The sequence below is a fragment of the Bordetella petrii genome (genome assembly GCF_017356245.1).
GTDB lineage: Bacteria > Pseudomonadota > Gammaproteobacteria > Burkholderiales > Burkholderiaceae_B > Bordetella_A > Bordetella_A petrii_D.
The window spans coordinates 2,634,994-2,652,545 of sequence record NZ_JAFMZZ010000001.1 but is presented as its reverse complement, the minus strand read 5'-3'; the positions used below and the strand labels follow the sequence as shown (position 1 = coordinate 2,652,545).

16 protein-coding genes are annotated in these 17,552 nt (G+C 69.1%); 5 read left to right on the top strand and 11 right to left on the bottom strand.

The window, feature by feature from the left end; translation table 11 throughout:
* Positions 1–14: 14 nt before the first annotated feature.
* Together J2P76_RS12795 and J2P76_RS12790 are read right to left on the bottom strand one after the other, a co-directional pair.
* A complete protein-coding gene (locus tag J2P76_RS12795; protein ID WP_207408012.1) occupies positions 15–449 on the bottom strand; it encodes a MaoC family dehydratase in 435 nt (144 codons plus the stop codon).
* Between the two features lie 28 nt (positions 450–477).
* The gene (locus J2P76_RS12790) at positions 478–951 is read right to left on the bottom strand and encodes a MaoC family dehydratase (protein ID WP_207408010.1); all 474 of its coding nucleotides are present in this window, start codon (positions 949–951) and stop codon (positions 478–480) included.
* A 138-nt stretch (positions 952–1,089) separates the two neighbouring features.
* On the opposite strand from J2P76_RS12790, the gene J2P76_RS12785 reads away from it, so the two are divergent.
* From J2P76_RS12785 to J2P76_RS12770, 4 genes are all read left to right on the top strand, one after another.
* Positions 1,090–1,860, top strand: a complete 771-nt coding sequence (locus tag J2P76_RS12785; protein ID WP_207408008.1) for an IclR family transcriptional regulator domain-containing protein — start codon at positions 1,090–1,092, stop codon at positions 1,858–1,860.
* A gap of 99 nt (positions 1,861–1,959) precedes the next feature.
* Positions 1,960–2,865, top strand: coding sequence for a LysR substrate-binding domain-containing protein (locus J2P76_RS12780; RefSeq protein ID WP_207408006.1), 906 nt, complete (start codon positions 1,960–1,962; stop codon positions 2,863–2,865).
* A 105-nt stretch (positions 2,866–2,970) separates the two neighbouring features.
* Positions 2,971–4,218 (top strand): MFS transporter, encoded by a 1,248-nt coding sequence (locus J2P76_RS12775; protein ID WP_207408004.1) that lies wholly within the window; start codon positions 2,971–2,973, stop codon positions 4,216–4,218.
* Positions 4,219–4,279: 61 nt separating this feature from the next.
* On the top strand, positions 4,280–4,972 hold the full coding sequence (locus J2P76_RS12770; protein ID WP_207408002.1) for a GntR family transcriptional regulator: 693 nt from the start codon (positions 4,280–4,282) through the stop codon (positions 4,970–4,972).
* 28 nt (positions 4,973–5,000) lie between these two features.
* Here J2P76_RS12770 and J2P76_RS12765 read toward each other — a convergent pair whose 3' ends face one another.
* The 4 genes from J2P76_RS12765 to J2P76_RS12750 all read right to left on the bottom strand — a co-directional run bounded on the left by J2P76_RS12765 (position 5,001) and on the right by J2P76_RS12750 (position 10,103).
* Entirely contained in the window at positions 5,001–6,245 is a 1,245-nt protein-coding gene (locus J2P76_RS12765; RefSeq protein WP_207408000.1) for an MFS transporter, read from the bottom strand.
* 22 nt (positions 6,246–6,267) lie between these two features.
* The gene (locus J2P76_RS12760) at positions 6,268–7,167 is read right to left on the bottom strand and encodes an amidohydrolase family protein (RefSeq protein ID WP_207407998.1); all 900 of its coding nucleotides are present in this window, start codon (positions 7,165–7,167) and stop codon (positions 6,268–6,270) included.
* A 194-nt stretch (positions 7,168–7,361) separates the two neighbouring features.
* A complete protein-coding gene (locus tag J2P76_RS12755; protein WP_207407997.1) occupies positions 7,362–8,471 on the bottom strand; it encodes a porin in 1,110 nt (369 codons plus the stop codon).
* Positions 8,472–8,606: 135 nt separating this feature from the next.
* Entirely contained in the window at positions 8,607–10,103 is a 1,497-nt protein-coding gene (locus tag J2P76_RS12750) for an MFS transporter (RefSeq protein ID WP_207407995.1), read from the bottom strand.
* A gap of 286 nt (positions 10,104–10,389) precedes the next feature.
* Here J2P76_RS12750 and J2P76_RS12745 point away from each other — a divergent pair, with 286 nt between their 5' ends.
* Complete coding sequence (locus J2P76_RS12745; protein ID WP_207407993.1) at positions 10,390–11,064, top strand: TetR/AcrR family transcriptional regulator; 675 nt, start codon at positions 10,390–10,392, stop codon at positions 11,062–11,064.
* Between the two features lie 18 nt (positions 11,065–11,082).
* On the opposite strand, the gene J2P76_RS12740 is transcribed toward J2P76_RS12745, so the two are convergent.
* The 5 genes from J2P76_RS12740 to J2P76_RS12720 form a co-directional block, all read right to left on the bottom strand.
* On the bottom strand, positions 11,083–11,949 hold the full coding sequence (locus J2P76_RS12740; protein ID WP_207407992.1) for a DMT family transporter: 867 nt from the start codon (positions 11,947–11,949) through the stop codon (positions 11,083–11,085).
* 283 nt (positions 11,950–12,232) lie between these two features.
* The gene (locus J2P76_RS12735) at positions 12,233–13,600 is read right to left on the bottom strand and encodes a PepSY-associated TM helix domain-containing protein (RefSeq protein WP_207407990.1); all 1,368 of its coding nucleotides are present in this window, start codon (positions 13,598–13,600) and stop codon (positions 12,233–12,235) included.
* Between the two features lie 27 nt (positions 13,601–13,627).
* Positions 13,628–15,781: a TonB-dependent receptor gene (locus J2P76_RS12730; protein ID WP_207407988.1), complete on the bottom strand. Its 2,154-nt coding sequence runs from the start codon at positions 15,779–15,781 to the stop codon at positions 13,628–13,630.
* Positions 15,782–15,836: 55 nt separating this feature from the next.
* Complete coding sequence (locus J2P76_RS12725) at positions 15,837–16,238, bottom strand: DUF2946 family protein (protein ID WP_207407986.1); 402 nt, start codon at positions 16,236–16,238, stop codon at positions 15,837–15,839.
* Between the two features lie 53 nt (positions 16,239–16,291).
* Complete coding sequence (locus J2P76_RS12720) at positions 16,292–17,530, bottom strand: MFS transporter (protein WP_207407984.1); 1,239 nt, start codon at positions 17,528–17,530, stop codon at positions 16,292–16,294.
* Between the last annotated feature and the right edge of the window lie 22 nt (positions 17,531–17,552).

Genomic DNA, 17,552 nt, shown 5'->3' with positions numbered 1-17,552 from the left:
CTGGCGAAGAGCGGTCAGGCGGGGAACTCGACCATGGCTTCGCCGGTGGCCACGGTTTCGCCGCGCTGGTTGGTAACCTGCACGTCCAGCGTGGCCCACTGGCTTTTTTCGGTCTTGCGGGTGGCGGTGATGGTGGCGCGGGGGGTAATGGTGTCGCCCGGCTTCACCGGCGCTTTCCAGCGGGTTTCCAGGCGGCGCTGCACGCCGCCCTGCGGGTACAGCCAGTCGGTCAGCATCTTGGCGATGACGCCGAAGTTGTTCATGCCGTGCATGATGATGCCGCCGAAGTGGGTCTTGCCGAAGCTGCCCTGCATGTAGTTGTCGTCCAGGTGCAGGGGGTTGAAATCCAGCGAGGCTTCGCAGAACTCGCGGATGGATTCGCGGGTGGGCGAAAACGGCGTGCCGTCGATCTGCTGGCCGGTTTTCAGGGTGTCGAATGCGTGGGTCATGAATGCGGTTCCTTGGGGCGCGGCGGGGTTACAGGGGGCGGATGGTCCAGCCGCGGCCAGAGCAGATCACTTCGTCGTGCTGGTTGAAGAACACGTTGTCGTGCACGGCGAACAGGCGGTCTTTCTTGATGAACTTGTCCAGCGCGCGGGCCTGCAGGCGGATGACGTCGCCGGGCCGGGCCGGGATGTTGTAGCTCCAGGACTGGCCGGCGTTGACGGTGCCGGGGCTGCGCATCCAGTCGTCGGTGGGGGTGCACGCGAACATTAGCAGGATGTGGATGGCCGGCGGGGCGATCAGGCCCTGGTAGGGCGAATTGCGGGCGTATTCCTCGTCGAAGTACAGCGGGTGCATGTCGCCCACCACGCGGCAGTATTTCTGGATGGCTTCCAGCGTCAGGGTGTAGGGGATGGTTTTGCGCGGCTGGCCGGGGACGATGTCGTCCCAGATCTTGCGCGACTGCGCGTCTTTCCAGAAATCGGTTTCGAAGGTGGGTTCTGTCATGGCTGCGGGGCTAAGGTGAAAAACGGTTGATCGGCCTGGGCATCGTGCTACAATGACCGCTTAGCGGATAATTGAATCCGCTTTACGGTCATTCTGCGGGCCGAATTTTGCCGTGTCAAGCACATGGCGGGGGATGGCATGGCAACTCCAGAAAGCGAATCGTTCGTTCGCACCTTTGCGCGCGGGCTGAAAATCATCGAAGCCATGGGGCAGGGCGCGGCCCGGCAAACCCTGGGCGACGTGGCCGAAGCGGTGGACTTGCCGCGCACCGCGGTGCGGCGGTTCCTGCTTACCCTGATCGATTTGTCGTTCGTGAAAACCGACGGCAAGTACTACTGGCTGACGCCCAAGGTGCTGCGCCTGGGCCTGTCGTACCTGTATTCGCTGCCCTACTGGCGCCAGGCCCAGCTGGCGCTGGAAGAGCTGTGCGCGCGCATCGGGCAGTCGTGCGCGGTGTCGGTGCTGGATGAAGAAGACATCGTGTACGTGCAGCGCCTGCATACCCGGCGCATCCTGCCCATGAGCCCGTCGCTGGGCAGCCGGCTGCCCGCGCACGCGGTGTCGATGGGGCGCGTGCTGTTGTCGGGCCTGAACGACGCGGCGCTGGATGCCTACCTGCAAACCGCCACGCTGAAGAAGCTGACCAGCGCCACCGTGGTGGACCCGGCGCGCCTGCGGGCCGCTATCGAGCAGGTGCGCGAACAGGGCTATGCCTGGATCGACGGCGAACTGGACGAGTCCATTGCCGGGCTGGGCGTGCCGGTGCGCGACAAAGACGGCGCCATCGTGGCCGCCATCAACGTCAGCCTGCCGGCGGGCACGTTCGACGAAGCCACGGCGCTGCGCGAATTCCTGCCGGAACTGCGGCATACCGCGTCGCAGCTGCGGGCGGCGGGGGTCAGCTACTGAGGCGGGCAGGCGCGCCCGATACCCGCCGGGCGCCCGTGTCCGCTACATTAAGCGCCATCGCCGGGCAGCGCCGCCGGCTCTGCTTAAAGGCACCCCGCCATGCCGCGCCGTCTTCCCCCCTTGCCCGCCCTGCGCTTTTTCGAGGCCGCCGGCCGGCTGTGCAGTTTCAAGCTGGCCGCGGCCGAGCTCAGCGTGACGCCCAGCGCGGTCAGCCACGGCATTGTGGGGCTGGAGCAGGCGCTGGGCGTGGACTTGTTCGTGCGCGGGCCGCGCGGGCTGTCGCTGACGCCGGAAGGGGCCGATTACCTGCTGTATGTGTCCGAAGCGCTGTCGCTGATCGCCACGGCCACGCAGCGCCTGCCAGTCGGGCCAGCCGGCCGCGGCATCGCCATCAGTTGCGCGCCCACGCTGGCCTCGCGCTGGCTGCTGCCGCGCCTGCATGGGTTCCGGGCGCAATGGCCGGGCGTGCACATCACCGTCGATACCTCGCAGCGGCATGTGGGCTTTCCGGTAGACGGCTTCGACTTCGCCATCCGCATGGGCCGCGGCGTGGTGTCGGCGGCAAGCTGGACGCGCCTGTTCGGCGAGCAGCTGGTGCCGGTGTGCAGCGCGGCGTACCGGACCCGCCTGCCCATGGTGGACGGGCGGGCCGACCTGCGGCAGGCCACCCTGATCCACGTCGACCTGGCCAGCGAAGACTGGCAGGCCTGGCTGGACGCCGCAGGCATCGAGGCCGCGGACGACGTCGGCCTGGCGGGCGGCCTGCGCTTCGACACCATCCAGCTGGCGTTCGAGGCCGCCGCCGCGGGCCTGGGCGTGGCGCTGGGCCGGCGGCCGCTGGTGGATCGCGACCTGGCGGCCGGCACGCTGGTGACGCTGGACCTGCCGGTCATGCAGGCCGAAACGGCGTACTGGCTGGTGGGGTCGGAAAGCGTGGCGCGGCGCAGCGAGCTGCTGGCCTTCCGCGACTGGGTGGTCGGCGAGGCGCAGGCGCTGGCGGGATAGGCCGGACAGCGCGCGGATGAAGCATTTTCATCCGCCATCAAAATCTTTTCCTTTGCCGGCGCGTGCGTGCGCTGCCACCATGCCGGCAAAGGAGATCGCATCATCATGCAAACCGCAGACCGCGCGCATCCGCTGGCCAGCCCCGTGATCGGGGTGATCGTCGCGGCGGCGCTGATACTCAGTGCCGCGATGGGCGTGCGGCAGACCTTCGGACTGTTCATCAATCCGTTCTCGTTCGACCGCGGCCTGCCGGTCACGCAGATCGCCTTTGCCATTGCCGTGCACAACCTGGGGTGGGGGGTGGCGCAGCCGTTCGCCGGGGCGGCGGCCGACCGTTATGGCTCGGCGCCGGTGGTGGCGTTCGGCGCGGCCGCCTTCGCGGCCGGGCTGGCATTGGCCACGGCGGCGCATTCGCCGGTGCTGCTGATATTGGGCATGGGCGTGCTGGTGGGCATCGGCATCAGCTGCACCAGCTTTGGCGTGGTGCTGGCTTCGGTGGGGCGGGCCGCCTCGCCGCAGCGGCGCAGCATGGCGCTGGGCCTGGCCAGCGCTGGCGGCTCGGTGGGGCAGGTGGCGCTGGTGCCGTTCGCCCAGGTGCTGCGCGAAAGCGCCGGCGTGTCGGCTTCGCTGCTGGCCCTGGCGGCGCTGATGCTGCTGGTGGCGCCGCTGGGCATGCTGCTGGACCGGCCCGCGGCGCGCGGCGCGGCGGCGGCCGCCGAAGCACCGGCGCTGCCGCTGAAGCAGGCCGTGCTGCATGCCTGCCGGCATCGCGGTTATTGCCTGCTGACCCTGGGTTTCTTTACCTGCGGCTTCCAGCTGGCGTTCATTGCCACGCATTTACCCGGCTACCTGCTGCTGTGCCACATGCCGGCGGGGCTGGGCGCCACGGCGCTGGCGCTGATCGGGCTGTTCAACATGGCCGGCAGCTGGGCTTGCGGCTGGCTGGGCGGGCAGTATCGCCAGCAAGTTGTGCTGGGCTGGCTGTACCTGATACGCGGCGCGGCCATCGCGGCGTTTTTCCTGCTGCCCAAGAGCACGCTGTCGGTGGTGCTGTTCGCGGCGGTAATGGGCCTGACCTGGCTGGGCACGGTGCCGCTGACCAGCGGGCTGGTGGCCAAGGTGTTCGGCACGCGCCACTTGGGCACCTTGTTCGGCGTGTGTTTTCTCAGCCACCAGGTGGGCTCGTTCCTGGGGGCCTGGCTGGGCGGGCTGGTGTTCGACCTGACCGGCTCGTACACCCCGGTGTGGGCGGCCACGGCGCTGGCGGGCCTGGTGGCGGCACTGCTGCATTTTCCCATCGACGACCGCGCCGCCGCGCCGGCGCCGGGCGCCGCGGCCATGGCCCAACGCTGAATCGATTGTTGATATAGTGGTTGCTTCTGCCCGCGTGGGCCAGCCACTCTGTTTGCCGTCGATGTCCCAGGTTTTGTCAGATCCGCAGCCCACTGTGCCCGCTGAAGCGTCCGGCATTTCGGATGCCGTGCGCGTGCTCGAAGAAGACATCGTGCTGGGCAGCCTGCATCCGCGCGAACGCCTGATCGAAGACGACCTGATCCGCCGCTTCGGCTTCAAGCGCCATGCGGCGCGCGAGGTGCTGGCCGAGCTGGCGCGGCGCGGCCTGGTCGAACGCCGCAAGAATTTCGGCAGCGAAGTGCGGGCCTTCGAGCCGCAAGAAGTGGCCGAACTCTACCAGCTGCGCGAATTGCTCGAAGCCGAGGCCGCGCGTACGCTGCCGTGCCCCCTGCCGGCGCCGGCGCTGCGCCAGCTCACCGACATCCAGCGCGAGCACGACCGCGCCGTGGCGGCCGCAGACCCGCGCGCGGTGTTCCATACCAACCAGCGCTTTCACCAGGCGCTGTTCGGCTTTTGCGAAAACGGCGTGCTGCAGAAAGCCATCCAGGAATACGCGCGCCAGACGCACCCCATCCGCTTCAGTTCGCTGGTGGACGCCTCGTACCGCGAGCGCGCGCGGCAAGAGCACTGGGCCATGATCGCGGCCCTGGAAGCGGGGCGGCGCGACGAACTGATCCGCCTGTGCCGCGAGCACCTGGCGCCGTCGCGCGATGCCTACCTGGCGCTGAACCGCCACCTGTACCCGCGCGGCTGACGCGCCGCGCGGGCCGCCCGGCGGGCCGCTAGCCGGCCGTGCCCAGGCTCGGCAGCTCGCGGCCGCGGGTCTCGGGCAGCAGCAGGGTGGCGATCAGCACCACGGTGTAGGCGCCGCCGGCGAAGATGCCGATGGCCATGGCCAGGCCCATGCTGTTGCTCAGGTAGCCCACCAGGCTGGGAAACAGCGCGCCGATGCCGCGGCCGAAGTTGTAGGCGAAGCCCTGGCCGTTGGCGCGGATTTCCGACGGAAACAGCTCGGTCAGGTAGGCGCCCAGGCCGCCGAAGATGCCCGAGGCGGCAAAGCCCAGCGGAAAGCCCAGGAACAGCATCTGTTCATCGGTCAGCGGCACCTGGGTGTACACATACACGCACACGCCCGACAGCACCGAATAAATGATGAAGTTGATGCGGCGCCCCAGGCGGTCGGCCATGTGCGCGCCGGCGATGTAGCCGCAGAACGAGCCCAGGATGATCACCAGCAGGTAGCCGCCGGTGTTCAGCACCGACAGGTGGCGCTCCACTTTCAGGTAGGTGGGCAGCCAGGTGGTGACCGCGTAGTAGCCGCCCTGGATGCCGGTGCACAGCAGGGCCGACAGCAGCGTGGTTTTCAGCAGCGCGGGCGAGAAGATCAGCCAGGGCGACAGCTTGGGCTGGTCCGTGGCCTGCTTGCGCGCCTGCTGGAAGATCTCGGGTTCGGGCACGTGCTTGCGGATATACAGCACCAGCAGGGCGGGCAGCACGCCCACCCAGAACAGGCAACGCCAGGCCCATTGCTCGGGCAGCAGCGTGAAGGCAATGGTGTACAGCAGGGCGGCCACGCCCCAGCCCACCGCCCAGCCGCTTTGCACGGTGCCCACGGCGCGGGCGCGGTGCTGCGACTTGATGATCTCGCCCATCAGCACCGAACCCACCGCCCATTCGCCGCCAAAGCCCAGGCCCTGCAGCGCGCGCAGGATGAAGATCTGCTCGAAGTTCTGGGTAAAGCCGATGCCCACCGTGCACACCGAGAACCACAGAATGGTGATCTGCAGGATGCGCACCCGGCCGTAGCGGTCGGCCAGGATGCCCGCGCCCCAGCCGCCAATGGCCGAGAACAGCAGCGTCACGGTGCCCAGCATGCCTGCCTGGCCCCGGTCGATGCCCCACAGCGCCACCAGCGTGGAAATCACGAAGGTGAACACCATGTAGTCCAGGGCATCGATGGTCCAGCCCAGGAATGATGCGTAGAAAGTGCGTTTGCCCGTAGGCGTCAGCTCGCGGAACCAGCTCATGTCGTGTCTCCGTTGAGAATATTCAGCCTACGGCCGGGAAGTCGTACAGGGCCTGCGGGTTGTCCACCAGAATGCGCTGGCGCATGGCTTCGGTGGGCGCCCATTTGGGCAGCAGGTTGCGCAGCACGCCGGTGTCGGGCATGCGGCTGATGGCGACGTGGGGCCAGTCGCTGCCCCACACCATGCGGTCGGGGGCGGCTTCGATCAGGGCCTGCGCCCAGGGCGTGACATCGTCGTAGTGGTCGAACTGGTCGCTGATGCGGTAGGCGCCCGACAACTTGGCCCACCAGCCGTATTCCTTCACGCCATGCAGCAGGGCCTGGAAGCCGGGATGCTGCTGGCCTTCGGCCACGGGCATGTGGCCCATGTGGTCGAACACGCAGGGCACGGGCAGCCTGGCCAGGCGCGGCATCAGGCCGGGCAGGTGGCGCACGTCCATCAGGAATTGCGCATGCCAGCCCAGCCGGGCGATGCGCGGGGCCAGTTGGTCCAGCGCATCCAGGCCGACGCCGCCGCCGAACAGCACATTGAAGCGCACGCCGCGCACGCCGGCGGCATGCATGCTTTCCAGTTCGCGGTCGGTGACGCCGGCGTCCACTACCGCCACGCCGCGCAAGGTGTCGGGGTGCCGGCCCAGCACGTCCAGCATGTAGCGGTTGTCGGTGCCGTGCACGCTGACCTGCACCAGCACGCCGCGGGTCATGCCGCAGCCGGCCAGCATGGCCAGGTACTTGTCTTCGGGCGCGGGGGGCGGCGTGTAGCTGCGGTTTTCCACGTACGGGTAGCGCACGCCGTCGCCGATGACGTGCGCGTGCGTGTCGCACGCGCCGCGCGGCACCTGGAACGTGGCGGGGGCGATGTCGGGCAGAGGGCCCAGGCAAAGGGTGTGGTCGACGGGCGGGATATCCGGGGGCTGCGTCATGGCGGGCTCGCTTTGTTATTGAATGTGGGCGAGGTTACGCCTGCACGGCTTTGATCGTCAATAACATTGTCAATAATTAAGGCGGCTGCAAGGCTCGCCTCATATTGACAAATGATTGCCCGTTAACAGTTGCCGGGCGTGAAGAGGAAGTTGCTGCTGAAGCGGCGGGCCGGGCCCGCCGCCGCTATGCCGCCTTAGAACCGGTGGCGGATGCCGACGCCGGCGGCTGTGCTCTTCAGGCCGTCGATGAAGGCGTAGTCTTTGCCGTACGAACCGTAGGCGTACAGGTTGGTGCGCTTGGACAGGTCGTAGGTGTAGCCCAGGCTCCAGACGTTCATGGTGGAATCGCCGCCGGTCAGGCGGTCGTTGGACGGGTCGACGCGCTGCCACGAGGCGAATACGCTGCTGGCGCCGCCGACGGGCACGGTGCCGCCCACCATGTATGCGTTGGCCTTGAAGCCGTCCACGAAGCGGTTGGTGCCGAATTCATTGCTGAACGGCGTGCCGGACGGAAGGTCCTGCCCGGTGAACCAGCCGTCGGTGGTGCGCGCGTAGGCGGCCGCCAGCTTCACGACTTCGAAGTCGTACGACACGCCGGCTGCATATTGGCGGGGCGTGGCGTTGTTGTCGATTTGCGTGCTGCCGTTGCTGCCGTTGAGCTGGTCGTAGGTCAGGGTGAGGTTCAGCGGGCCGTTCAGGTAGCGCAGGCCGGCGGTGATGCCGCGCGTGTTGTCGGCGGTGCGAAAGCCTGTTTCGTCGGCGTTGTTGTCGTCGACGTTGAATGAGTAGCCCACGCCAAACTCGAAGCCGCCCACCGAAGGCGTGCGGTACATCACCATGTTGTCCCAGCGGGTGGTGTTGGCGGAACTGGCGCCCAGGCCCAGATTGGACTGCGTGTAGCTGGTGTAGAAGGGATCGATGTCGGCCAGGTATTTCGAGGCCATGTTGGTCTGGCGGCCGAATTCCAGGATGCCCCAGCTGTCGTTGGCCAGGCCGATGGTGGCCTGCCGGCCGAACAGGCGGCCGCCTTGCGCGCGATTGCCGTTGCCCGAATCGAAGCCGCTTTCCAGCTGGAACACCGCGCGCAGGCCGTCGCCCAGGTCTTCCGAGCCGCGCAGGCCCCAGCGCGAGCCGGCCTGGATGCCGTTGATCATGCCGATGCGGCTGCCGTCGTATCCATCGCCCTTGATTTTGTTGTAGCCGATGCCGGTGTCGATGACACCATAGAGAGTGACCGACGTCTCAGCCTGAGCAGCGCCTGCGAAACCGGCCAGCAGGGCAGTGGCGAGCAGCGTCTTTTTCATGAGGGGGATCTCCGTTGAGTTGAGGGGGGAACAAGCACAACGCCGCGGCGCTTTTGCAAGGGCCGCGGCGTTGTGTCTGTGCAGAAGGGTAACGCAATGCCGCGTACAGATCGCTGAAAAAGCCGGCTTTTTCCGTCAGATGCGTCTTGTTTCTTGCCGGAGTGCAGTTTGGCGGGTGTGCAGGCGTTGTATCGCCAGCAGGGCGGCCGCCAGCAGCGCCGCGCCGCCCGCCACGACCATGGCGGCATGAAAGCCGCTGGCCATGGCGTCGGCATAGGGGCCGCGCAGGCCGGGCTGCAGCACGTGCCGGGTGACGGCGGCGCGCGCCGCGGCGGCCGCATCGTCCGCGCCCGCGCCGGCCAGCTGCCAGGCCAGCGACTGCACGGCGCGCGCGCTCATCAGGGCGCCCATCAATGCAATGCCCACCGCCATGCCGGTCTGCCGCAGCGCGTTCATGGTGGCCGAGGCCATGCCCGAGCGCTCGCGCGCCACCGAGCCCATGACGGCCATGCTGGTGGCGGGCACGCTCAGGCCCATGCCGATGCCCAGCAGGGTCATCAGCGCGCTGACCAGCGCCGCGCCGCTGTGCGGCGTGAAGGCCGTCATGCCCAGCATGGCGACGCCGGTCAGCGTGTAGCCGGCGATCATCAGGCGCGGCAGCGCAATGCGCGCGCTGAGCCGGCCGAACAGCATGGCCAGGATGCCCATGGCCACGAACTGCGGCGCCAGCTGCCAGCCGGTGGCCGTGGGCGACAGGCCCTGCGCCTGCTGCAGGAACAGCGAAAAGAAAAACAGGCTGCTGTAGCCCGAAAAGCCCAGCACGAATGACGCGAAGTTGTTGACGGCGAAGCCGCTGTGCCGGAACAGCGCCAGCGACAGCACCGGGCGGGCCGCGCGCCGCTCTACCGCGATGAAGGCGCACAGGCCGGCGGCCGCCAGCACCAGCGCCCAGCGCGTGCCGGCATGGGCCCAGCCGTGTTCGCCGGCGGCGATCAGCCCGTAGGTCAGCGCGCCCAGCCAGGCGATGCTGAGCGCCTGGCCGGCGGGATCGAACGCGGCATGATCGGGATGCGCGCTTTCGGGAATGCTCCACAGGCCCAGCGCGATGGCCAGCACGCCCACCGGCAGGTTGATCAGGAAGATGCCCTGCCAGCCCGCATGGGCGACCAGCACGCCGCCCAGCATGGGGCCCAGCACCAGCGAAATGGCGGTGAACGACGACCAGGCGCCGATCACGTGGGCGCGCTGCGCGGGGTCGGTGAACGCCTGCGTCAGGATCGACAGCGCGCCCGGAATCAGCAGGGCGCCGGCCACGCCCTGCACGGCGCGGCCGGCCAGCAGCATGGGCAGCCCCGCCGCGACGGCGCACATGGCCGAGCCCGCCGCGAACAGGGCCACGCCGGCCAGCCAGGCGCGCCGGCGGCCGTAGCGGTCGCCCAGCGGGCCGGCCGACAGCATGAAAGCCGACAGGCACAGCGCGTAGGCATCCACCACCCATTGCAGGCCGGCCATGTCGATGTCCAGCGCGGTTTGCAGGGCGGGCAGGGCGACGTTGACAATGCTGATATCCAGCACCGTGATGAAGGTGCCCAGGCAGACGGCGGCGACCAGGGCGATTTGGCGGATGGGCATGGGGTGGGCCGGGCAAGGGGACAAGGCCTGGATTTTATATATCGACCGACCGTCGGTCAATTGAATTAAGAATCATTTTTATATAAGCCGCGGCGGTATACGGCGATGCCGGGTCTTGGATCGGCACGTGTCCGGCTCCCGCAGGGTGTCGGAGACACCTTATTGCCGAGACAGCCTCCGCATACGCCGGTGTCTGACACCCCGCGGGAGTCAGACACCTGAGCCGGATGCCCGCTGGCCGGGCATCTTTTACACTCGGGCTTTCGCCACGCTTTGCCCGCACGCCATGCCCACGGCCCGCCGCCTGCTCGTTTCCGCTTCCGCCAGCCCCGCCCGGCCGCCGCGCACCAAGCCGGCCGAGGTGCGCCTGGACGAGCTGATGGCGGCCGCCGAACAGCTGTTCATCGCCAAGGGCATCGAGGCCACCACCGTCAGCGACATCGTCGAGGCCGCCGGCGTGGCCAAGGGCACGTTCTACCATTACTTCGCGTCCAAGCACGAAATGCTGCTGGCCTTGCGCGCCAAGTTTTCGCAGGGCTTCCTGGCCCAGGTGGACGCGGCGGTGCAGGCTTGCGGACCAAACGACGGCCCGGCCCGCGTGCGCGCCTGGACGCAGGCCGGCGTGGCGGCGTACCTGGATAACTACCGGCTGCACGATGTGGTGTTCCACGATGCCCGCCATGGCGACCGCGGCGCGCGCGAGAAAACCGAGGTGCTGGATCAGCTGGAACGCATCCTGGCGGACGGGCAGCGGGGCGGCCACTGGAAGCTGGCCGCCCCGCGCCTGACCGCCATCGTGCTGTTCAGCAGCATGCACGGCGCGGTGGACGACGCCATCGCGCGCGGCGTACACCAGGGCGCGGCGCTGGCCGGACCGTTGTCTGGCCTGTTCCTGCGGCTGCTCGGCGTGCCGGAGTCCGCATCGCCGAAGACGCGCCCCGGCCGGGGCGCGCGCGCCTGAAACGGGCCGGCTTCGCGCCTACGTGCGCGGCGCAGCCCGGAACACCAGCGCCAGGCCGGCCAGGATGGCCGCCATACCCGCCAGGCTGAGCGGGGCCAGGCGGTTGCCCAGCAGCAGGTAGTCCAGCAGCGCGGTCACGCCCGGCACCAGGTAAAACAGGCTGGTGACGTTGACCAGGTTGCCGGCCTGGATCAGCCGGTACAGCAGCAGCGTGGCGCCCACCGAAATCATCAGGCTCAGCCACAGCAGCGGTACCCACAACCCTATGCCGCCGGACAGGCGCCAGGGCTGCAGCGGCAGGCAGGCCAGGCACAGCAGCAGGCCCACGGCATATTGCAGCGGCAGGGCGCGCAGCGGCGGCTGGCGCAGGCTTTTCTGCAGAATCGCGCCGCCGGTCATGCACAGCAGCGCGCCCAGCGCATACAGCATGCCGGCGGCTGAATAGCGCGCCAGGCCGATGCTGTCCCACATCACCAGCGCCAGGCCGGCCAGGGCCAGCGCCAGCCCCAGCACGCGCGGCAGCGCATAGCGGCGTTCCAGCAAGACCAGGGTCAGCAGGGGCTGGGCGCCCAGCGTGGTGGCCAGCACGCCCGGCGTGATGCCGTGGTCCAGCGCCAGGAAGTAGCAGATCGAATAGCCGCCTATCATCGTCAGGCCGGTGGCCGCGACGCGCCCGCGCGCGCCGCGCGGCGGCAGCCACGGCTGGCGGGCGGCGCACGCCAGCGCCAGCAGGGTGGCCAGCGCCAGCGCGAAGCGCAGCAGCAGGAATGCAAAAGGCGTGGCGGACGCCAGCCCCCATTTCGAGAAGATTGCGCCGCTGCTCCACAGCAGCACGAAAAGCGCCGTGGCGCCATGGGCCGTATAGGCCGTTCTTGCATGATTCATCGGATTTCACCCGTCAGGGAAACGCACAGGTTCCAGCGGCCGCGGCCGGCGCGCGAAGGCGCCGGACGGCCTGATTCAATGCGAAAGTGCTGGAACCGCCAGAAGGGCTGGGATCAGCCCAGGACGGCGGCGGGGGGCGGCGGTGCCGCCCGGCCCGCGACGACGCCCGCTGGCGGGGCGACGGGGGTGGCGATGAGGCGCGACGCGCGCGCGGCGCCGGCGGGAGCCGGGGCGCGATGGCTGGAAAGGCGGAGTGCGCGTCGATGCATGATGGGTGTAGAAATTACACGCGGCAGGACGCGGTGTCAACGCGCGCGCAGCGCAGCACCAGCTGGTCGAGCAGCAGCATCACCAGCAGCGATGCGCCCACCAGCGGGAAAATGATGCCGCCCACGATCATCAGCGCCAGTACGCCGCGCAGGGCGCCGCGCGCCGCCGGCATGGGCGGGACGCCCAGCCCGCCCGCGGGGCGCCGCTTCCACCACATGACGCCGCCGGCCACGCTGAGCAGCACGATGCCCAGGCAGGCGGCCAGCAGGATCAGTTGGTTGGCCAGCCCGAATTCCTGCCCCATGTGCACGTTGATGCCCCATTCCAGAGTCTTGCCCAGCGGGCCGTAGTCGGCATAGCTCATGTCCAGCAGCGGCTTGCCGCTGTACTGGTCCAAGTGCACCACGCGCTGGCGCGCCAGGTCGTTGGGGTACACCGAGCCGGTGTAGACGCCGGCCGCGCCCTGCGGCACGTTGATGGCGTAGCCCGGCGCCAGGCCCAGGCGGTTGAAGGCGGCCACGGCCGCGTCCAGTCCGATGGGCTGGCCCATGGTGTGCATGTGCGGCGATTCCGGCATGCGCGCCTGTTCCAGAGACCAGGTGGTGGGCCCCATGTGGCCCAGGTGTTCGTCCGACATCGGCAGCGCCACGCGCACGCCGGGCGGATAGCCGAAGTTGCTGCCGTTGGCCCACTGGTTGACCTTGGCGCCCCACACAACCGACCACGGCATGCCGGTTGCGGCCAGGAACAGGATGAACAGCCCCACGGCGGCGCCCGTCACGGCGTGGATGTCGCGCCAGAACACGCGCTTGCGCGGCGTGCCCCGCACGCTGACCACGCCCTGCTTGCGCCCGCGCGGCCACCACAGGTAAATGCCGGTGAGCACCAGCAGGATGGACCAGCCGGCGGCGATCTCGATGGCGCCGTTGGCGATGGGGCCGAAGTAGTCCAGGCTGTGCAGCCGCCGGACAGTCCACATCAGCGTGCCGCGCTCGGGCAGCGCGCCCAGCACCCGGCCGCTGTACGGGTTGACGTACACGCTCAGGCTGTCGCCGCCGGCCGGCTTGACCACCACCTGCGCGGACGCGTCGGGGGCGGCGGGCGGCAGGTACTTGACCAGCGTGCCCGGATGGGCGCGCAGCGCGGCCGCGGCCAGCGCCGAGGGCGCCCGCGCGGGCGCGGCGGCCGGCTCCACATGCCGCAGGCCGCGGTACCACGCGTTCTCGATTTCATTGTGGAACAGGTACAGGCCGCCCGTGACGGCCAGCAGGATCATGAAGGGCAGTACCAGCAGGCCGGCATAGAAATGCCAGCGCCACACGGCGCGGTACACGTCGGCGCGGCTTGCGGTATCGGGTTCGGAAGTGTTGTCGTGGCTCATGGTGTCTCGATCGTTGCGGGCCGGCCGTCAGAACCGGTAGTTGGCCGACAGTTCGACGCGCCGCCCCGTGCCCAGCAGCCATTGCGTCTGGTTGTAGTAGGCGGTTTCGGCGTACTGCTTGTCGAACACGTTGTAGGCGCGCAGGGCCAGGCTCAGGTCGCGCCGGGCTTCCCATTGCAGGGCCAGGTTGGTGGTGGTGTAGGCCGCCATCTCAAGCTCGTTGGCGCTGTCCGCATATCGCTTGCCCACGTAGCGCAGGCCGGCGCTGGCGGTCCATTGCGGCGCGAATTTCCAGCTGACCCACAGATTGGCCAGGCGTTCGGGCACGTCGGGCGGCACATTGCCGCGCCGCGAGACGGCGCCGCCGCCCGAGGTATCGGTGTAGTCGTCGTAGCGGGCATCCAGGATGGCGCCGTTGAAGTCCACCCGCCAATTGCGCGCCAGTTCGACGCCCACGGTCAGTTCCAGCCCGCGGCTGGACTGGCTGCCCACCTGCTCGCGCAGCGACGGATCGTCGGGGTTGCGCGTCACCAGGTCTTTCTTGCGGATGTGATAGGCCGCCAGCGTCCATTCGCCCTTGTCGTCCCAGAAGGTCTGCTTGACCCCCACCTCGACCTGCCGGCCCTGCGACAGCTCGAAGTCTTTGTTGGCGGGCGACAGCAGCAGCAGGCTGCCGACCGGGTCGGCGGCTTCGGAATACTGGCCGTACACCGCCAGCGTGGGCAGCACGTCGTACACCGTGCCGATACGCCAGCCCACATTCGTGTAAGTGCGCCGGTAGGCCGTGGTGTTGGCCTCCAGGTCCTCGCGCTCGAGGTCGATGTGGTCGTAGCGCACGCCGCCCAGCACCGACCAGCGCTCGGTCAGCAGCAGGCGGTCTTCGGCGAACAGGGCGTACTGCCTGGCGGTGTTGCGGTAGCGCGGCGTGGTGCCGGCCTCGTTGATGAATTCGCCGTGTTCGAAGTCGTAGGGGTCGACCAGCGAGGTGCCGCCATAGGGCGAGTTATTGGTGTGCTTGAGCTGGCTGCGGTTGAGCTCGGCGCCCACCGACACCTGGTTGCGCAGGCCGAACAGATTGCCCTTGAAGGCGGCGTCGGCGCGTGCGCCCACCTGCGACTGGTCGTGCTGGATGGCGGTGTACGCGCTGCGCTCGATCAGGCCGCTGGCGGGCTGCCAGGTGTAGTTTTCGGCATCGCGGTAGTCGCGGTCGCTGCCGATGTAATACACGCGGCCGCGCACGGTGGTGGCCGCGTTGGGCGTCCATTCGGCCTGCAATTCGCTGCGGGTGTCGCGGTAGATGATCTTGCTGTCGGCCACGTTGTAGTTCTGGTGGCGCAGCGAATAATCGATCTCGCCGTCGATCAGCGGCGTGCCGAAGTAGCGGGTGGGCTCTTGCCAGGCATAGGCCTGGGTCAGCGTGAAGTTCAGCTCGGGCGACACATCCAGCCGCAGCGCCGCGGTAATGGCGGCGTTTTTCGAATCGCCCAGGCTCATGTCGGCGTTGCTGCGGTTGCCGCTGACGTCCAGCCGGTACGACCAGCGGTCGTCCAGCGCGCCGCCGCTGCCGAAGCCCAGGCGCTGCGTGTCGTGCGTGCCCACGGTGGCCTGGATCTCGTTTTCGATCGGGCCGCGCGTGGGTTTCTTGGGAATGACATTGACCACGCCGCCGATGGCGCCTTCGCCATACAGCACCGAGGCCGGCCCGCGCAGCACTTCGATGCGCTCCACCGACCAGGGGTCGTACACGAACGTCTGGCCCAGGCCGCCGTATTGCCGCAGGCCGTTGTACAGAATGGCCACCGAGTTCGAATCGGTGAAGCCGCGCGACGACAGCGACGAGCCGCCGTTGCCGGGATGGCGGAACGCGCTGATGCCCGGCGCCTGCGTGATGGCGTCCATGACGGTCACGTCGCCGCGCTGGCGCAGTTGTTCGTTGGTGATGATGTCCAGGCTGGCGGGCGTTTCGAACGGTGTCAGCTGCAGGAACGACCCGGTGGCCGCGGTGTCGAGCAGGGTGGGCGGCGGCGTGTCGCCGGATACGGAAACGGCGGGCAGGGTGGCCACGGGGGCACCGCCGGCGTCTTGGGCGCGCGCGGCCGCGGGCGCCAGCAACAGGGCCAGCGCCGTGGAAACGGCCGTGCGCCGCGACAGGACGGATGTCCTGGCGGAAAGGGTAGGCATGGAATCTCTCGGTAGAAGGGCGTGACCGTCGCCGCGGGCGACGGGATGGCATGCGCTAACCGAGCAGGATGGGAGGGGCGCGCGCCCCGAGCGGGGCGCCAGGCGGGGTGTGTACGGCCGGCGCGGGCGGGTCGCGCGCGGCGATATGCAGGGTAATGGTGGCCACCGGCACGACGGCCGCCGGCGACGACAGCAGCGGCAGCGCGGCCAGCGCCGCGCCCACCGGGCAGACCGCCGATTGTTCGGCGTGCTGGGCATCCTGGTGGTGGTCGGCCTTGTGCGGGCCTTCCACCCAGATGGGGCCGGCCGCCGAGCACAGCTGGATCAGCGTGGCGCCCGGATCGGTGCCGGGCATGAAGCCCTGCGGCACCAGCGCTTTCAGCGCGAATACGCACAGCGCCAGCCAGATGGCGGCGCGCGAGCGTATGGGCGATGGGGCGCGGGCGAACAAGCGCATGATGTTGCAATTCTAAACTACAGATTGCACGGCGCGCGCCGCCGGCCCAGGCGTCACGCCGTGGCGCGCGCCGGGCCGGCGCGGCCGCGGCGTTCGCTGCGCACCCACCAGGCTGTCATCAGCGCGGCCAGGCCCACCACGGGCAGCATGGCGATGTTGACGGCCTGCCAGCCGTACAGGTCCAGCGCGGGGCCGGCGGCCAGCGTAGCCAGGGCGGTGGCGGCGTAGCGCAGCATTTCGGCGGCGCCCTGGGCGCGGCCGCGCTCGGCGGGCCGGTACGACTGCGCCAGCAGCGTGGTGCCGCCCACGAACATGAAATTCCAGCCCACGCCCAGGAAAAACAGCGCCGCATAGAACGCGGGCAGGCTGGTCGAGCTGATGGCCACGATGGCCGAGGCCAGGTTGATGGCCATGCCCAGGCCCAGCATGGCGGGCAGCCCCCAGCGCTTGATCAGCGCGCCGGCGAAGAAGGCCGGGCCGTACATGCCGATCAGGTGCCACTGCATGATGTTGGCCCCGTCGTCGATGGTGTGGTGGCAGGCCACGGCGGCCAGCGGCGCGGCGGTCATCACGAACATCATCGATACCGAGCCGACCACATTGTTGGCCAGCGCCGCCACGAAGATGGGCTGGCGAGCCACCACGCGCAGGGGGCGCGCCGGCTCGGCCGCTTCCTGCGGGCCGGCGGCTTCGGCCGGCACGTCGGGCAGGTCGCGATAGGCGGCCAGCAACAGGGCGACCGTTGCCGCGCCCAGCAGGGCCACCATCAGGTAGGCGCCGGCGAAGGTGGCCAGCGGGAACAGGTCGCGGCTCCAGGCCGCCAGCGCGGGGCCGGCCACCGCGGCGATGACGCCGCCGGCCATCACTACGGCAATCGCCCGCGCCTTGGCGGCCGTTGCCACGGCGTCGGCCGCGGCCAGGCGGTAATACTGCGCAAAGGCCTGGAACACGCCCACCAATGCAGTGCCGGCGCAGAACAGCCAGAAGTCGGCATGGAATACGGCCCATACCGACAGCAGGCCGCCCAGCATGCCGGCCAGCCCGCCCAGCGCGAAACCGGCGCGGCGCCCGATGCGCTGCATCAGCAGCGAGGCGAACCAGGTCACGGCCGCGCCGGCCACCGTGATCAGGGCGAACGGCAGGGTGGCCAGCGCCTTGTCGGGCGCCAGCATGTGGCCGGTCAGCGCCGTCAGGGTCAGGTCGATGGAAATGGCGGCAATGTACAGGCCCTGGCAAACAGCCAGGACGCGGGCATTGCGGCGGCCGGCATGCGGGCGGGCAAGCGTGCTCATGTAGACACCAGGCAAGGGTTGA

Excerpts from the sequence above, each read along its gene's own strand:
- J2P76_RS12760 (WP_207407998.1), bottom strand. The coding sequence starts at position 7,167 with ATGACGCAGCCCCCGGATATCCCGCCCGTCGACCACACCCTTTGCCTG.
- J2P76_RS12790 (WP_207408010.1), bottom strand. The coding sequence starts at position 951 with ATGACAGAACCCACCTTCGAAACCGATTTCTGGAAAGACGCGCAGTCG.
- J2P76_RS12725 (WP_207407986.1), bottom strand. The coding sequence starts at position 16,238 with ATGCGCTTGTTCGCCCGCGCCCCATCGCCCATACGCTCGCGCGCCGCC.
- J2P76_RS12720 (WP_207407984.1), bottom strand. The coding sequence starts at position 17,530 with ATGAGCACGCTTGCCCGCCCGCATGCCGGCCGCCGCAATGCCCGCGTC.
- J2P76_RS12780 (WP_207408006.1), top strand. The coding sequence starts at position 1,960 with ATGCCGCGCCGTCTTCCCCCCTTGCCCGCCCTGCGCTTTTTCGAGGCC.
- J2P76_RS12745 (WP_207407993.1), top strand. The coding sequence starts at position 10,390 with ATGCCCACGGCCCGCCGCCTGCTCGTTTCCGCTTCCGCCAGCCCCGCC.
- J2P76_RS12765 (WP_207408000.1), bottom strand. The coding sequence starts at position 6,245 with ATGAGCTGGTTCCGCGAGCTGACGCCTACGGGCAAACGCACTTTCTAC.
- J2P76_RS12735 (WP_207407990.1), bottom strand. The coding sequence starts at position 13,600 with ATGAGCCACGACAACACTTCCGAACCCGATACCGCAAGCCGCGCCGAC.
- J2P76_RS12770 (WP_207408002.1), top strand. The coding sequence starts at position 4,280 with ATGTCCCAGGTTTTGTCAGATCCGCAGCCCACTGTGCCCGCTGAAGCG.
- J2P76_RS12755 (WP_207407997.1), bottom strand. The coding sequence starts at position 8,471 with ATGAAAAAGACGCTGCTCGCCACTGCCCTGCTGGCCGGTTTCGCAGGC.
- J2P76_RS12740 (WP_207407992.1), bottom strand. The coding sequence starts at position 11,949 with ATGAATCATGCAAGAACGGCCTATACGGCCCATGGCGCCACGGCGCTT.
- J2P76_RS12785 (WP_207408008.1), top strand. The coding sequence starts at position 1,090 with ATGGCAACTCCAGAAAGCGAATCGTTCGTTCGCACCTTTGCGCGCGGG.
- J2P76_RS12795 (WP_207408012.1), bottom strand. The coding sequence starts at position 449 with ATGACCCACGCATTCGACACCCTGAAAACCGGCCAGCAGATCGACGGC.
- J2P76_RS12750 (WP_207407995.1), bottom strand. The coding sequence starts at position 10,103 with ATGCCCATCCGCCAAATCGCCCTGGTCGCCGCCGTCTGCCTGGGCACC.
- J2P76_RS12730 (WP_207407988.1), bottom strand. The coding sequence starts at position 15,781 with ATGCCTACCCTTTCCGCCAGGACATCCGTCCTGTCGCGGCGCACGGCC.
- J2P76_RS12775 (WP_207408004.1), top strand. The coding sequence starts at position 2,971 with ATGCAAACCGCAGACCGCGCGCATCCGCTGGCCAGCCCCGTGATCGGG.